General features: G+C 74.5%; 13 protein-coding genes. 6 read left to right on the forward strand and 7 right to left on the reverse strand.

Going from position 1 to position 14,796, the window contains the following annotated elements; all coding sequences use genetic code 11:
- Positions 1-45: 45 nt before the first annotated feature.
- Positions 46-699, forward strand: a complete 654-nt coding sequence (locus tag DT076_RS08125; protein ID WP_158548078.1) for an alpha/beta fold hydrolase — start codon at positions 46-48, stop codon at positions 697-699.
- Between the two features lie 15 nt (positions 700-714).
- Here the strand turns inward: DT076_RS08125 and DT076_RS08130 are convergent, their stop codons facing one another.
- Positions 715-1,197 (reverse strand): hypothetical protein, encoded by a 483-nt coding sequence (locus DT076_RS08130; protein ID WP_114126153.1) that lies wholly within the window; start codon positions 1,195-1,197, stop codon positions 715-717.
- Positions 1,198-1,257: 60 nt separating this feature from the next.
- Here DT076_RS08130 and DT076_RS08135 point away from each other — a divergent pair, with 60 nt between their 5' ends.
- From DT076_RS08135 to lysS, 3 genes are all read left to right on the forward strand, one after another.
- Positions 1,258-1,755, forward strand: coding sequence for a mycothiol transferase (locus tag DT076_RS08135; RefSeq protein ID WP_114126154.1), 498 nt, complete (start codon positions 1,258-1,260; stop codon positions 1,753-1,755).
- A 38-nt stretch (positions 1,756-1,793) separates the two neighbouring features.
- Positions 1,794-2,537 (forward strand): class I SAM-dependent methyltransferase, encoded by a 744-nt coding sequence (locus tag DT076_RS08140; protein ID WP_114126155.1) that lies wholly within the window; start codon positions 1,794-1,796, stop codon positions 2,535-2,537.
- Between the two features lie 102 nt (positions 2,538-2,639).
- On the forward strand, positions 2,640-4,121 hold the full coding sequence (gene lysS / locus DT076_RS08145) for a lysine--tRNA ligase (RefSeq protein WP_114126313.1): 1,482 nt from the start codon (positions 2,640-2,642) through the stop codon (positions 4,119-4,121).
- Positions 4,122-4,127: 6 nt separating this feature from the next.
- On the opposite strand, the gene DT076_RS08150 is transcribed toward lysS, so the two are convergent.
- From DT076_RS08150 to DT076_RS08160, 3 genes are all read right to left on the reverse strand, one after another.
- Positions 4,128-4,907: a maleylpyruvate isomerase N-terminal domain-containing protein gene (locus tag DT076_RS08150; RefSeq protein WP_158548079.1), complete on the reverse strand. Its 780-nt coding sequence runs from the start codon at positions 4,905-4,907 to the stop codon at positions 4,128-4,130.
- A 232-nt stretch (positions 4,908-5,139) separates the two neighbouring features.
- Positions 5,140-6,111, reverse strand: coding sequence for a DUF4282 domain-containing protein (locus DT076_RS08155; RefSeq protein ID WP_114126157.1), 972 nt, complete (start codon positions 6,109-6,111; stop codon positions 5,140-5,142).
- Between the two features lie 150 nt (positions 6,112-6,261).
- A complete protein-coding gene (locus tag DT076_RS08160; protein WP_114126158.1) occupies positions 6,262-8,115 on the reverse strand; it encodes an acyl-CoA dehydrogenase in 1,854 nt (617 codons plus the stop codon).
- Between the two features lie 158 nt (positions 8,116-8,273).
- Between DT076_RS08160 and DT076_RS08165 the strand changes: the two genes are divergently transcribed.
- Together DT076_RS08165 and DT076_RS08170 are read left to right on the forward strand one after the other, a co-directional pair.
- Complete coding sequence (locus tag DT076_RS08165) at positions 8,274-10,229, forward strand: DUF2264 domain-containing protein (RefSeq protein ID WP_114126159.1); 1,956 nt, start codon at positions 8,274-8,276, stop codon at positions 10,227-10,229.
- A gap of 50 nt (positions 10,230-10,279) precedes the next feature.
- Positions 10,280-11,488, forward strand: a complete 1,209-nt coding sequence (locus DT076_RS08170; RefSeq protein ID WP_233493787.1) for an MFS transporter — start codon at positions 10,280-10,282, stop codon at positions 11,486-11,488.
- A gap of 182 nt (positions 11,489-11,670) precedes the next feature.
- Here DT076_RS08170 and DT076_RS08175 read toward each other — a convergent pair whose 3' ends face one another.
- The 3 genes from DT076_RS08175 to DT076_RS08185 all read right to left on the reverse strand — a co-directional run bounded on the left by DT076_RS08175 (position 11,671) and on the right by DT076_RS08185 (position 14,790).
- Positions 11,671-12,627 carry a C-terminal binding protein gene (locus DT076_RS08175; protein WP_114126160.1) on the reverse strand — a complete coding sequence of 319 codons (957 nt, stop codon included), beginning with the start codon at positions 12,625-12,627 and terminating at the stop codon, positions 11,671-11,673.
- On the reverse strand, positions 12,624-13,814 hold the full coding sequence (locus DT076_RS08180) for a fumarylacetoacetate hydrolase family protein (protein ID WP_114126161.1): 1,191 nt from the start codon (positions 13,812-13,814) through the stop codon (positions 12,624-12,626). Before DT076_RS08180 ends, DT076_RS08175 begins: the two co-directional genes overlap by 4 nt.
- Positions 13,815-14,016: 202 nt before the next feature.
- Positions 14,017-14,790, reverse strand: a complete 774-nt coding sequence (locus tag DT076_RS08185) for an RraA family protein (RefSeq protein WP_114126162.1) — start codon at positions 14,788-14,790, stop codon at positions 14,017-14,019.
- Positions 14,791-14,796: the final 6 nt, after the last annotated feature.

Genomic DNA, 14,796 nt, shown 5'->3' on the forward strand with positions numbered 1-14,796 from the left:
GGCATGCGGCGGGGACCGGCGGTGGCGGGGTGGGAGGATGGCGCGATGAGCGACGCGGGGGTCACCGGGCCCAGGACGCTGCTGGTCCTCCTGCACGGGCTCGGCGACACACCGGCCGGATGGCAGCCGCAGGTGGGCTCGTTCCCCGCCGGGCAGCGGATGGCCGTCCCCTGGCTGGCGGGGCTGAAACCCACTGACCGCCGCCCCTTCGACCTGGACGAGGCGGTCGGGCAGGTGGTCGCGCTGGCCGAGGAGCACCGCGCCGCACGGCTGCGACTGGTCGGGCACGGACTGGGGGCGACGGTGGCGCTGCGGGTGGCTGGCCGCCATCCCGACCTGGTCGACCGGCTGGTGCTCTCCGCCCCCTCCCCGACACCGCCGCGGTGGGTGCTGCGGCTGCAGCGGGCCCTGGTGGGACTGGCTCCGCGGCCGCGTCCCGGCGCTGGGCTGGACCGGGACCGGGTGCGGGCGGTGCTGTCCGACCTGGCACGGGCGGACCCGGCAGCCGACCTGCCGAAGGTGCGCGCACCCACCCTGGTCGTGTGCGGACGCGAGGACCGCGCGGGTCTCGTGGGGGCCCGGGCGACGGCGGCCCGCGTCCCCGGGGCCCGGCTCGAGCTGCTCGACGGCGGCGCCCACCTGCCGAGCACCTCCCCCGACGAGTTCACCCGGCTGCTGCACGAGCACCTGGCCGGCTGAGCCGGCTGCGGGCCGTCAGGGCTCGGAACGGGTGAGCACCTCGGCGGCCACCCGGGCGTGGATCCCGCGCAGCCGCTCCCGCTGGTCCTCGGCCCGCTGCAGCAGCGCCTCCACGTCGACGTCCCCGACCCGGGACAGCCCGGCAGCGACCAGCGCGCGCCACCCCTCGGCCTTGGCCTGCACCGCGTCCAGCATGCCCTCCACCTCGACCAGGTCGCTGAGCGCGGAGCGGCGCAGCACCCGGCCGTTCGGTTTCAGCCGGCCGACCCGCTCACCCAGCTGCAGCGCCGTCCGGCTGAGGTGGTCGGGGCTGGCGCCGACCTCGCGCAGGATCTGGCGCAACGCCTCGATGTCGGAGTCGACGTCGCCGGCGAGACGTTCGACGTCGGCCCCCCACGGTCGTTCGCGGTGGCTCGCGGCGGCACGGTGGAAGAGGTCGCGGCCGGCGCCGGCGGCCGCCTCGTGGTTGCGCAGGTAGGTCACCAGGGGACTGCTCATGGTCCTTCTGTACCCGGGCGCGCGGCGTCCTGTCAGCCCCGGGTGCCAGACTCGCCGAGCATGGACGAGAAGGAGCTGCTGCGGTCCTACCTGACCATGCAACGCGAGCACGTGCTCCAGGTGGTCGACGCGCTGGACGAGGAGCAGCTGCGCCGGGCGACGCTGCCCTCGGGGTGGACGCCGGTCGGGCTGGTCAAGCACCTGGTGATGGACGAGGAGCGGTTCTGGTTCCGTGCCGTCGTCGCCGGTGAGCGCGAGGCGATCGAGGAGCTGGGGCGGGTGGCCGGCACCACCTGGACGGTGCCGGCCGACGTGCCGGCGGCCTCGGTCGTGCAGGCCTACCGCGACGAGATCGCCCGCGCCGATGCGATCATCGCCGCCACCGACCTGGACGCCCCGCCGGCCTGGTGGCCCGGCGAGCTGTTCGGCAGCTGGCGGCTGCACAGCCTGCGCGAGGTGATGCTGCACCTGGTCGTCGAGGTGGCCTGCCACGCCGGCCACCTGGACGCCGCCCGCGAGCTGATCGACGGCGGCCAGTGGCTGGTGCTGACCGACTGACCACCGGCTGACCCGGAGGAGGTGCCAGGCTGGGGCCCGTGGACGAGACCGCCGAGACCACCCGCGCCGCGTGGGCCGTCGCCTCGCAGAAGTACGAGCGCGAGCACGAGGAGCACCTCGCGGCCGGCCGCACCGCCGAGCTGCTGCCCTCGGAGGTGGCGACCATCGGGGCGCTGCTGCCGGGGGCCGACGTGGTGCACCCGCTCAGCGGCCACGGGTTGGACGACCTCGCGATGGTCCGGCTGGGCGCACGCTCGGTGCACGGGCTCGACTACAGCCCCGCCGCCCTGGGCAGCGCGCAGCGGCGGGCGGACGCCCTCGGAGCGCCGTGCCGCTACACCCGGGCCACCCTGCCCGGCAGCGGTCTGCCCGACGCCTGCGCCGACCTCGTCTACACCGGCAAGGGGGCGTTGATCTGGCTGGCCGACCTGGACGCCTTCTTCGCCGAGGTGCACCGGCTGCTGCGCCCTCACGGCCACGTCTTCGTGCACGAGGCGCACCCGCTGGTGCCGCTGTGGACGTGGGAGCCCGAGGAGATCCGCGTCCGCCCCGACCGCGGCTACTTCGAGCGCCAGCACGTGAACGACACCTTCCCCGCCCACGGTGCGGTCGAGCAGCAGCACCCGCTGGCCGAGGTGGTGATGGCGTGCACCGGGGCGGGCTTCACCCTCGAGCACCTCGCCGAGCACCCCGAGCCCTTCTGGCGCCCCGACGGTGCCACCGCCGCCGCCTGGGACGGCCGGGTGCCCAACACCTTCAGCCTGCTCGCGCGCCGGGTCTGAGGTCGGCGCCCCGTTTCCCGGTCGCTCACGGCGGTGGCCGCTGGCTAGGCTTCCCGGGTGACCGAGACCGACGCGCCGCTGACCCCCGACCTGCCCGAGCAGATGCAGGTGCGGCGGGAGAAGCGTGCGCGCCTGGAGCGGGCCGGCGTCCCGGCCTACCCGGTGGCGGTCCACCGCACCCACACCCTGACCGAGGTCCGCGAGGGCTGGCCCGACCTGTCCGCCGGTGAGGAGACCGACGCGGTGGTCTCGGTCGTCGGGCGGGTGGTGTTCATCCGCAACACCGGCAAGCTCTGCTTCGCCACCCTGCAGGAGGGCTTCTCACCCGCTCACCCGGGCGGACGGCTGCAGGTGATGCTGTCGCTGGCCGAGGTCGGTGAGCAGCGGCTGGCGGACTGGAAGGCCGACGTCGATCTCGGCGACCACGTGAGCGTCAGCGGCCGGGTGGTCTGCTCGCGCCGCGGCGAGCTGTCGGTGATGGCGAGCAGCTGGACGATGGCGTCCAAGGCGCTGCGGCCGATGCCGAACCTGCACACCGAGCTGTCGGAGGAGACCCGGGTCCGCCAGCGCCACGCCGACCTCACCGTCCGCCAGGAGGCCCGCGACCTGCTCCGGACCCGGGCCGCGATCACCCGCAGCATCCGCGAGACCCTGCACGACCTCGACTACCTCGAGGTGGAGACGCCGGTGCTGCAGCTGGTGCACGGCGGGGCGGCGGCCCGTCCCTTCCACACCCACCTCAACGCGTTCTCGTTGCCGATGACGCTGCGGATCGCGCTGGAGCTCTACCTCAAGCGGGCGATGGTCGGCGGCGCGGAGCGGGTCTACGAGATGGGCCGGATCTTCCGCAACGAGGGCATCGACTCCTCCCACAGCGCCGAGTTCACGATGCTGGAGGCCTACGTCGCCTGGGGTGACCAGACCACGGTGGCCGAGCTGGTCCGCCGGATCGTGCTGGACTGCGCCGACCTGCTCGGACGCCGCCAGGTCACCCACGTGGACGCCGCCGGCACCGAGCACACCATCGACCTCGGCGGTGAGTGGCGCTGGCTCGGGGTCTACCCCGGGCTCTCGGAGCACCTGGGCGTCGAGATCACCCCCGACACCCCGGCCGAGGAGCTGCGCCGGCTCTGCACCGAGCACGAGGTCGAGGTGGAGGACGACGCGTCCGCGGACAAGCTGGTGCTCGAGCTGTTCGGCGAGCTGGTCGAGCCGACGCTGATCCAGCCGACCTTCGTCTGCGACTACCCGCCGTCGGCGCAGCCCCTGGCCCGCCCGCACCGCGACGACCCGCGGCTGATCGAGGCCTGGGACCTCATCATCGGCGGCATGGAGCGCGGCACCGGGTTCTCCGAGCTGATCGACCCGGTGATCCAGCGGGAGCGGCTGACCGCCCAGTCGATCGCCGCCGCGGCGGGCGACCCCGAGGCGATGCAGCTGGACGAGGACTTCCTCGCCGCGCTCGAGTTCGGCGCCCCGCCGATGGGCGGTCTGGGTCTGGGCATCGACCGGCTGGTGATGCTGTTCACCGGTGTGGGCATCCGCGAGACGATCCTCTTCCCGCTGCTCAAGCCGGAGGCCTGAGCCGGCTCAGCCCGCGACCCAGTCCATGTGGTCGATGAGGTGGACGAGCTCGGCGCGGTCGCCGCGGACGGTGCAGGCGGTGGCCGCGTCCAGCGGCAGCCGCCGGCTGACCACCTGCAGCAGCTGCTCGGCTGGGCCGGTGATCAGGACGTCGGCCTCGGCGACGCGCTCGGAGGTGAGCACGAGCGGGGCGTCGGTGCGGCGCAGCAGCCAGGCGTCGTCGACGTCCTCGGCCACCCAGGCGATCGTCTGACCGGTGCCCCGCATCGCGTCGGCGAAACCGGGCACGACCGCCGCCCAGCCGGCGGAGGCGATGGTGCCGAGCCAGTCGTCGATCGCGGCCACCGCCGACGGCGCGTCGATGGTGTAGCGGCGGTCGAGGGTGGCCGCGGCGTCGATGCGGTGCACCGAGATCTCGCCGAACACCCGCCGGCTCCAGAAGACGACGCCGTCGCCGCCGCCGGAGGGGTCGAAGACGTCCGGGCCGTTGGTCGCGCCGGCCAGCGTCCCACGCACCTCCGCGGCCCCCGTGCGCAGCCACCCGGGCCATCCCTCCGGGTCGTCGGGGGCGTCCTCCGAGGCGAGGGCGAAGGCCGCCGCCGGGTCGCCGATGCCCTCGGCCACCAGCCGGGTCACCCACCGCTGGGTGGAGCCGATGTGGCCCACCAGGTTCGTCAGGGTCCACCCGGGGCAGGTCGGCACCGGGGTCGCCGGGTCGGCGCCGTCCACCCAGCCGGCCACCTCCTCGGTCTGGGTCACCGTCGAGTCGAGCTGTGTCGTGTCCACCGTCGGCTCCTCGTCCGGGCCCCGGTCCTGTCCGGGGCCTCTGCCGTCGAGACCTCCCGACGGACGGGGACTCATCGCCGCGACCCTGGGATCGTGTCCGCAGGACAGGCGGCGGGAGGCGACACGCCGCGCCACGCCGGACGTGGCCGTATCGACATACACGGGAGCAGGGGTGCGGACGTGCGACGGCCGGGTCGCCCGCGGAGGCGACCCGGCCGGAGGGAGGTGTGGGTCAGCTGTCGCTGGAGGCGCCGAGGTGCTTGGCGATCTCGCGGACGCCCTCGGCGGTGCGGATGCTGGCCACCGAGACCTCCAGCGCGATCCGGATCAGCGCGAGGTAGACGACGACCACCACCGCGCCGATGACCAGGACGGCCAGGCCGGCGAGCACACCGAGGGCCGGGTCCTCCGCACCGGCGGCGGCGAAGGCGGCGATGGTGTAGGTGATCCAGCCGAGCACCAGCAGCACGCCCACCACGATGTAGACGATCTTGACGATCGCCGGTGTCGCGTAGCTGCTGAAGGTCGTGTCGAAGATGGCCCGCAGACCACCCTTCGGGGTCGACGGCTGCGGGCTGGCGCTCCAGGCGGAGTAGGCGTCCTGACCCGTGCCGCCGTAGCCGCTGGCGCCGGGGGTGCCGTAGCCGGTGCTCTGGTCGTAGCCGGTCTGGCCGTACCCGGCCGAGGCCTGCGACTGCGCGTAGCCGGCCGAGGCCTGGCCCTGCGGATAGCCCGCCGAGGTCTGCGACTGCGGGTAGCCGGCGGAGGTCTGCGACTGCGGGTAGCCGGCCTGGGGGTCGTAGGCGCCGGCCTGGGCCTGGCCGTAGTCCGGCTGCTGGCCGTAGTCCGACTGCTGGCCCTGCTGCCCGTAGCCCTGCTGCTGGCCGTAGCCGGCCTGCGGCTGGTCGGCCGAGGGCTGGGAGGCGCCCCACTCCTGCTGCTGGGCGCCCCAGCCGGACTGCTGCTGGCCGTAGCCGCGCTGGGCCTCCTGCGGGTACTCCCCGCGCTGGCCGGCGTCCTGCTGCTCCCACGAGGCGGACGGGGCGCTACCGGGCTGCTGGCCCTCCTGTCCGTAGCCGGCCTGCCCGTAGCCGCCCTGGCCGTAGCCCTGCTGCTGCCCGTAGCCGGGGTAGCCGCCCTGCGGGTCCTGCCCGTGCTCGGGCTGACGGGGATCGTTGCCCTGGCCCTGCTGGTAGTCAGACATGCGTGCCATCCTGCCGTTCTCGTAGGTCACGTCGCGATGCTGCCGGGAAGCCTATCGGGGGCGCGCGGCGCGGCCGGGAGCCCGCGTCCACCGTGTCCGGACGCCGTCGTCGGGCGGTCAGCCAGGTAGCAGGTCGAGGTCCGGCCCGCCTCAGAACGCGGACTCGGGCAGGTCCATCAGCTCCAGGGTCGTGCCCTCGGCGATCGTCCGCTCGGCGGTCAGGTGGGGCAGCACGGTGCGGACGAACCAGCGGGCGCTGGCGACCTTGCCGGTGTAGAAGTCGCGGTCGGCGGCGTCCGGGCCGGCCTCCAGCGCGCGGATGGCCACCTCCGCGCCGCGCAGCAGCAGCCAGGCGCAGACCACGTCGCCCAGCGCCATCAGCGCCCGGGTGGTGGTGAGCCCGACCTTGTACACGTCGCGCGGGTCCCCGCCCGGGGTCCGCGGATCGGCCGACTGCAGGTGCTGCACCATCAGCCCGACGATGGCGCCGGCGTCGTGCAGCGCCCGCTGCAGCAGCGCCCTCTCCTCGGCCAGCGGCCCGTCCGCCTCGGCGAACGCCCCGATCTGGGCCGACAGCCAGCCCAGCGCCTGCCCCTGGTCGCGGACGATCTTGCGGAAGAAGAGGTCCTGGCCCTGGATGGCGGTGGTGCCCTCGTAGAGGGTGTCGATCTTGGCGTCGCGGACGTACTGCTCCAGCGGGTAGTCGCTGAGGAACCCCGACCCGCCGAGGGTCTGCAGCGACTCGGTGCCGAGCACCACCCAGGACCGCTCCGAGCCGTAGCCCTTGACCAGCGGGAGCAGCAGGTCGTTGACCCGGGCGGCCAGCTCGTCGCGCTCGCCCGCCGCCTCGCTGAGCCAGACGTCGTCCTGCACCGAGGCGGTGTAGAGCACCAGCGCGCGCAGCGCCTCGGCCCACATCTTCTGCGTCATCAGCGAGCGGCGGACGTCGGGGTGGGAGGTGATCCGCACCCGCGGCGCGGTCTTGTCCGCCGCCTGGGTGAGGTCAGGGCCCTGGACGCGGCTCCTCGCGTACTCCAGCGCGTTGAGGTAGCCGGTGGAGAGGGTGGCGATCGCCTTGGTGCCCACCATCATCCGGGCGTGCTCGATCACCTGGAACATCTGCCGGATGCCCTGGTGCACCTCGCCCAGCAGCCAGCCCACCGCGGGCTCGCGCTCGCCGAAGGTCAGCTCGCAGGTGGCCGAGACCTTGATCCCCATCTTCTTCTCGACGTTGGTCGCGTACACCCCGTTGCGGACGCCGGTGAGCTCGCCGGTCTCGAGGTCGAAGTGGTGCTTGGGCACCAGGAACAGGCTGAGCCCCTTGGTGCCCGGTCCGCCGGCGCCCTCGACGCCGACCGGGCGCGCGAGCACCAGGTGCACGATGTTCTCGGTGAGGTCGTGCTCGCCGGAGGTGATGAACCGCTTGACGCCCTCCAGGTGCCAGCTGCCGTCGGGCTGCGGGAGGGCCCGGGTGCGGCCGGCGCCGACGTCGGAGCCGGCGTCGGGCTCGGTGAGCGCCATGGTGGCGCCCCACTGCCGACGCACCATGTGCTGGGCGATCCGGCGGTCCCGCTCGGTGCCGTTGGTCCACAGCACCTGGGCGAACTTCGGCCCGGCGGCGTACATGTACAGCGCCGGGTTCGCGCCGAGCACCTGCTCCAGCACGGCCCAGCGCAGTGACGGCGGGCAGTCCTGGCCGTCCAGCTCGCCGGGCAGCTCGACCCGCCACCACTCCGAGTCCATCCAGCTCTTGAAGGCCAGGTGCATCGACTCCGGCAGGGTCACCGTGGACGTCGCCGGGTCGAACTCCGGTGGGTTGCGGTCGCCCTCGACGAAGGCGGCGGCGAGCTTGTCGGTGGCCAGCGCCGCCACCTCGGTGAGCATCGCCTCGGCCGTCTCGCGGTCGAGGTCGGCAGCCGGACCCGTCCCGAGCACCTGCTCGCGGCCCAGCACCTCGAACAGGGTGAAGGTGATGTCGCGGAGGTGGGGCTTGTAGTGGCTCATCAGCTCTCCCTGGCCGGATCGGTCGCTGCTCTGCGGACCCCGCCCGGACGAAGTTACCGGCGGGTAACCAGATTGTGCAGCCGTCGGACGCCGGCCCGCAAGGGTGCTGCGGCACCCTGCGGGAGGTGCGGGGGTCGGGTGGGCGAGGATGGGGCCCCATGGACCTGCAGGCAGAGCTGCCCGACGACGCCGACGCCCCGATCACCGGTCTGGGCCGGGCCCACTGGGAGCAGGTGGCCGACCGGCTGCTCGCCGCCGCGGCCCGCTACCGCACCCCGCGCGGCGGTCGGATCGACCTACCGGGCAGCCCCTCGCGCTCGGGCTGGGTGTCGGACGGCCTGGAGGGGTTCGCCCGCACCTTCCTGCTCTCGGCGCTGCGCACCGCCGGGGCCGGCGGGGCCGACCCGCACGGCCACCTCGCCGGCTACGTCGAGGGGCTGGCCGCGGGCAGCGCCGGGGTGCACGCCGACCCGGACGACGGCTGGCCGCCGGTGCTCGACATCGGCCGCGGCGGCCAGCCGATGGTGGAGTCGGCCTCGGTCGCGCTCGGGCTGCGGCTCACCCGGCCCTGGTCCTGGGACGTCCTCGACGCCGACGCGCAGGACCGGCTGGCGACCTGGCTTCGGGGTGCGCTCACCCACCAGCCCTCGACCAACAACTGGTACCTCTTCCCCTTCACGGTCGCCCGCTTCCTGGAGTCGGTCGGGCGGGGCGACGAGCTGACCCGCCGGGCCACCGGGCGCGCGGAGGACCTGCTGGAGGAGTGGTATCGCGGCGACGGCTGGTACAGCGACGGCCAGCACCAGGCCTTCGACCACTACATCGGCTGGGCGATGCACCTCTACCCGGTGCTGGACGCCCACCTGGCCGGCGACCGCGAGCGGCTGGACCACCTCGGCCCGCGGCTGCGCGAGTTCCTCGTCGGCTTCGCCGCCACCTTCGACGCGAGCGGCGCCCCGCTCTTCCAGGGCCGCTCGCTCACGTACCGCTTCGCCACCCTGGCCGCGGTCGGCCTCGGCGCGCTGACCGGGTGGACCCCGCTCACCCCCGGCCAGTCCCGACGGCTGCTCTCGGCCGGCCTGCGCTACTTCCTCGACCGTGGCGCGCTGGACGCCGAGGGCCTGCTGAGCCGCGGCTGGCACGGCCCGCACGCGGCCATCGTGCAGCCCTACTCCGGACCGGCCTCGCCGTACTGGGCGTCCAAGGGGTTCCTGCCGCTGCTGCTCGGCGCCGACGCCGAGCTCTGGCGCACCCCCGAGGAGCCGGCCGCGCCGACCGACCGCACGCTCGAGATCGCCCCGGCCGGGTGGCTGGTGCAGACCACCCGCGACGGCCTGGTCCGGGTGCACAACCACGGCAGCGACGACGTGCGGGCCTGGGAGCCCGACGCGGGCCCTGCGAACCCGCTGTACGCCCGGCTCGCCTACTCCACCCGGACCAGCCCGACCGCCCGCGGCAACGTCAGCGACAACGAGGTGCAGCTGGAGATCGGCGGCGTGCGCAGCGTCCGGCGCCGGATCCACCGGCTGGGCACCGGGCCGGACTGGGCGGCGTCCTGGCACGCCCCGCGGTTCGAGGACCGCACCGCACCGGCGGCCCCTCCCGGTGGCGGCACCAACCTGCCCTCGGCCCGGATCGAGAGCCTGGTGCTGGCCCGCGGTGCGGTCGAGGTGCGGGTGCACCGGCTGCACCTGGTCGAACCGGGCACCCGGGTGCGGGTGGCCGGTTGGGCGCTGTCCGGCACCCTCGACGGGCTCGTCGCCGGCACCGCCGAGGGCCGCTGCGAGGTCCGCGGCGCCGGTCTGCTCTCCCGGCTCGTCGCCGTCCGCGGGCTGGACGCCGCACGGGTCGAGCGGGCGCCGGCGGGGACCGCCTTCGGCCCGTGGACGCTGGTGCCCGAGCTGTCCGGGCCCGCTGACGGCGGGCTGGTGGTGGCGCTGGCGGCGCTCACCGGCCTCGACGACGCCGCGGCCGACCAGACCGCGCTGGAGGAGCTGGTCCGGGTGGACGTCGTCGCGGACGTGGTCACCGCCGAGTGGCTCGACGGCGGCGCGGTGGTGGCCACGCACACGCTCGACTGGTCCGGGGCGGAGCCGCGGGTGGCCTCCCGCTGACCCGTCCGCGGCGGGCCGTGCGGACGACCCCGTGTGGTTGACTGCCGGTCGTGTCTGGAACGATTGAGAAGACGCTCGACCGCGCGACCACGGTGCGGTGGCGCAACGCCGTCTTCGCGATCTTCTTCGCGACCGGGCTGGGGTTCGCCGCCTGGGCGGCGCGGCTGCCGCGGGTGCGGGACGTCCTCGACGCCAGCTCGGCGACGATGGGTCTGCTGGTGCTGTTCCTGGCGATCGGCTCGATCGTGGGGCTGCTCGCCTCCAGCCACGTGATCAGCCGGATCGGGTCCCAGCGCACCATCGCGGTCTTCTTCGCGGTGATGGCGCTCGGCATGGTGGTGGCCGGCGTCGGGGTGGCCCTGGGGAGCTTCGTCGTGATCGCCGCCGGGCTGGTGCTGTCCGGGGCCGGGCAGGGCGCGACCGACGTGTCGATGAACCTCAACGGTGCGGTCGCGGAGCGGGCGCTGGGCCAGACGGTGATGCCGCTGTTCCACGCCTTCTTCAGCCTCGGGACGGTGGCCGGTGCCGGGCTCGGGGCACTGGCCGAGCGGCTGGCGGTGTCGGTGACCACGCAGATGGTCGTGCTGGCCGTGCTGCTGCTGGCACTGGTGCTCGTCTCGCTGCGCTGGACGCAGTCCGAGCGGGTGCTGGAGCACACCGAGGCCGAGCCCGGGCCGACCTCCTGGCGGGAGCGGCTGGCGGTCTGGGGCACCCCGACCACCTGGCTGATCGGTCTGGTGGTGCTCGGCATGGCCCTGGCCGAGGGCAGTGCCAACGACTGGGTCGCGCTGGCCGTGGTGGACGGCTACGGGGTGACCAACGAGGTCGGCGGGGTGGCCCTGGTCGTCTTCGTCACCGCGATGACGGTCGGACGGGTGGCCGGGGTGCCGCTGCTGGACCGGCTCGGCCGGGTGGTGGTCGTCCGCGCCACGGCCGTGCTCGCCGCGTTCGGGCTGGCCCTGACGATCTTCGCCCCGTCGGTGCCGCTGGCCTTCGTCGGCATCGCGCTGTGGGGGCTCGGCTCCTCCCTCGGCTTCCCGGTGGGCATGTCGGCCGCCGCCGACGACCCGCGCCACGCCGCGGCCCGGGTGAGCGCGGTCGCCACCATCGGCTACTGCGCCTTCCTCGTGGGGCCGCCGGTGATCGGCTTCGTCGGGGAGGCGGTCGGCGTCCTGCGCGCCCTGCTGGTCGTGCTGGTGCTGGTGGCGGTGGCGGGCCTGGTCGCGCCGGCGCTGCGCGCGCCGGACGAGCGTCGCTGACGCGTCGGCCGCCGGCGACCTCGACCCCCGACCGCGTGGTGCGGTGCGTGGCGGCACCGGCCCTGGGTACCGTGCGGCCACGGTCGGAGGTTCCGGGCCCGGGATCTCGGACCCAGGCCCCGGCGTTGAACCCACAGCTCCGGGGCCGCCCCCTCCTCCCGGGGCATCCTGACCGTCGGGGCTCAGACCACCGGGCAGCGCAGCGGCTCGCCACGGCCGGCCCGCAGCACCTCCTCGCAGGCGAGGCGCTGCAGCGCCCGCAGCGACTCCTCGGAGTAGAAGGCCGCGTGCGGGGTGAGGACGACGCCGGGGTGGCCGCGCAGCGGGTGCCCGGCCGGTAGCGGCTCCGGCTCCACCACGTCGAGGGCCGCCCCGGCGAGCCGGCCCGAGTCGAGGGCGGCCAGCAGGGCGTCGGTGTCGACCAGGGCGCCGCGGGCGGTGTTCACCAGGGCGGCGCCGGGGGGCATCACCGCGAGCGTGTCGGCGTTGACGATCCGGCGGGTGGTCTCGGTGGCCGGGGCGTGCAGCGACAGCAGCTGCGAGCGGGTGAACAGCTCCTCCACGCCGACCGGCTCCACCCCGTGGGCGCGCAGCACCTCGGCGTCGGCGAACGGGTCGTGGGCGATCACGCTGAACCCGAAGGGGCGCAGCCGGTCGGCCACCGCCAGCCCGATCCGGCCCGTCCCCAGCAGGCCGACGGTGGTGGCCGAGAACGCGCGGATCGGGGCGAGGTCGGGTGGCGACAGCCAGCCGCCGGTGGCGATCGCCCGGTCGAAGGAGACCACCTTGCGCAGCAGCAGCAGCGCGCAGGTGACGGCGTGGTCGGCGACGGTGTCGGCGCCGTAGTCGGGCACGTTGGCCACCCGGACGCCCAGCTCGCGGGCGGCGTCCACGTCGACGTTGTCGTAGCCGATGCCGTAGCGCACCACCATCGCGCCCGGGGCCATCGCCGCCAGCACCCGGCGGGTCACCGGCGCGAAGTTGACGAAGGCCAGGTCGACCCCGGTGAGCGCGGCCAGCGTCTCCTCCTCGGTGGAGACCTGGTGCGACTCCAGCTCCGCACCCAGCTCGGCCGCGGCGGCGGTCTCCAGCTCGAGGTCGGCGAAGATGTGGTCGGTCACCGCCACCCGGGGGCTCACGAGGCGCCCAGCCGGTCGAGCAGCCCGCGGCGGTGCAGGTTGGCGATGAGCCGGCGCAGCCCGTACTCCCACCGCGGTGCGGTCTCGGAGTGCGTGACCCGGTTGACCAGGGTGCCCAGCCGGGGGCTGGAGATGCGCACCACGTCGCCGAGGTGGTGGGTGAAGCCGAGGCCGTCCTCGCCGCGGTCCTGGGTCGGGGCGAAGAGGGTGCCGGTGTAGAGCAGGACGCCGTCGGGGTACTGGTGCGCGCGGCCCACGGTGTAGGCGGCCAGGTCGGCCACGTCGCGGGAGATCTGGCTCATCTCGCTGACGCCGTCGAGGACGAACCCGTCGTCCTCCCCGAGGACCTGCAGCCGGACCGAGGCGGTGCGGACGTCGTCGAGGGTGAAGTGGGAGTCGAGCAGCCGCAGGAACGGCCCGGCCGCGGCGGAGGCGTTGTTGTCCTTGGCGCGGGGGAGCAGCAGCGCCGAGCGGCCCTCGACGTCGCGCAGGTTGACGTCGTTGCCCAGCGTCGCGCCGACCACCCGTCCGGTGGAGCTGACGGCCAGGGCGACCTCGGGCTCGGGGTTGTTCCAGGAGGAGATCTCCGAGACGCCGATCGGTGCGCCGCAGCCGACCGCGGCGAGCACCGGGGCCTTCGTGAACACCTCCGGGTCGGGGCCGAGACCCACCTCGAGGTACTGCGACCAGAGCCCGCGCGACTGCAGGTCGGCCTTGAGCTGGACCGACTCCGGGCTGCCGGGACGCACGGTGCTGACGTCGACGCCCAGGGTGGTCTCCAGCTCCCCGCGCAGCTGCTCGGCCCGGACCGGGTCGCCGCCGGCCCGCTCCTCGATCAGCCGCTCCACCAGCGAGCTGGCGAAGGTGACCCCGGCGGCCTTGAGCACCGACAGATCGACCGGCGCCAGCAGGGTGGGACGGTCGGTGGCTCCGTCCAGGGAGTCGGTGAGCAGCCGGGTCAGCGGCCAGCGGCGGCCGCCCTCGGCGGCGCGGGCGGCCGCGGCGGGGTCGGGCTGCTCGAGCAGGTCGGTCATGGTGGGGAAGGTGGCCGACAGGTCGACCACCTCCTGCTCGCGGACGACCACCACCGACGGCCCGTCGACGTCCGGGTCGTGCACGCGGCCGACCAGGCTGGCGGCCTCCAGGTCGGTGGGCAGCAGGTCGCGGGGGTCGTCGATGAGGTCCATCCGTGTCTCTCCGTCTCGTGGTGTGCGGCGCGTCGACAGGCTCGACGCGCCGTGGTCGGGTCCGGTCGTCCGGGATCAGCCTGCTGCGCGGGTGGACGTCCCCGCCAGCCCGGTCCAGCGCCAGGGCCGGCCCCAGCGCCCTGAGCCTGTCGAAGGGCGGGAGTGCCGCACTCCGGCAGGCCCAGGGCGCTGGAGGTCCTGCTCAGACCTCGGCGTACCAGGCCTCGACGGCCTCGACGTCGACGGACTCGTCGGCCGGCAGACCGAGCTTGTCGTAGTGGCGCCGGCGGGCCTTCATGTCGTGCAGCAGGATCGCGCGGGCGTGGGTGGCGACCTCGACGGCGACCTCCTTCGGCACCACGACCACGCCGTCGTCGTCAGCGCCGACGATGTCACCCGGGTTCACCTGGGTGCCGCCGCAGGCGATGGTGGTCTGGGTCTCGATCGCCTGGATCCGGCCCGGGATGATGGTGCGGCCCCGCTTGCGCGAGACGACCGGCGTCCCCTGGGCCTCCAGCTCGCCGGTGTCACGGGCGTAGCCGTCGGTGACGATGCCGACCGCGCCGCCGACGATGGCGCCCATCGCGTTCTCCGAGCCCCAGAAGCCGACCTCCTGGCCGCCGCCGGAGTCCATCACCACGACGTGGCCGGGAGCCAGGTCGGTGGGCAGCTTGGCCTGCGGGTACTTCTCGAACCAGATGCCGTGGGCGCGCACGACGTCCGCGGTGGTCTCCAGCTTCCACATCGGCTTGTTCGACGGCACCGCCCGGATGGTGGCCGCCTCGCCGAAGAACCGCATGCCACCCCAGAGCGGGCGGACGTCGGTGTCCATCAGGCCGATGTTGAAGTAGCCGATGCCGTCGAGGGCGTCCACCACGTCGACCACGCGGAGGAACTTGTACAGCGAGCCCAGCTGGGCGGGGTCGGCCTTGGTCCAGGGCAGCTCGGGCTTCTGCTGGACGGGATGGTGCGTCATGGTGGA

Origin of the sequence: Desertihabitans brevis (genome assembly GCF_003327535.1) — a bacterium.
GTDB lineage: Bacteria > Actinomycetota > Actinomycetes > Propionibacteriales > Propionibacteriaceae > Desertihabitans > Desertihabitans brevis.

What these genes read in the sequence shown, in the direction of transcription:
- DT076_RS08160 (WP_114126158.1), bottom strand. Translation starts at nt 8,115, where the DNA reads ATGAGCCACTACAAGCCCCACCTCCGCGACATCACCTTCACCCTGTTC.
- DT076_RS08135 (WP_114126154.1), top strand. Translation starts at nt 1,258, where the DNA reads ATGGACGAGAAGGAGCTGCTGCGGTCCTACCTGACCATGCAACGCGAG.
- DT076_RS08180 (WP_114126161.1), bottom strand. Translation starts at nt 13,814, where the DNA reads ATGGACCTCATCGACGACCCCCGCGACCTGCTGCCCACCGACCTGGAG.
- DT076_RS08130 (WP_114126153.1), bottom strand. Translation starts at nt 1,197, where the DNA reads ATGAGCAGTCCCCTGGTGACCTACCTGCGCAACCACGAGGCGGCCGCC.
- DT076_RS08185 (WP_114126162.1), bottom strand. Translation starts at nt 14,790, where the DNA reads ATGACGCACCATCCCGTCCAGCAGAAGCCCGAGCTGCCCTGGACCAAG.
- lysS (WP_114126313.1), top strand. Translation starts at nt 2,640, where the DNA reads ATGCAGGTGCGGCGGGAGAAGCGTGCGCGCCTGGAGCGGGCCGGCGTC.
- DT076_RS08165 (WP_114126159.1), top strand. Translation starts at nt 8,274, where the DNA reads ATGGACCTGCAGGCAGAGCTGCCCGACGACGCCGACGCCCCGATCACC.
- DT076_RS08125 (WP_158548078.1), top strand. Translation starts at nt 46, where the DNA reads ATGAGCGACGCGGGGGTCACCGGGCCCAGGACGCTGCTGGTCCTCCTG.
- DT076_RS08155 (WP_114126157.1), bottom strand. Translation starts at nt 6,111, where the DNA reads ATGTCTGACTACCAGCAGGGCCAGGGCAACGATCCCCGTCAGCCCGAG.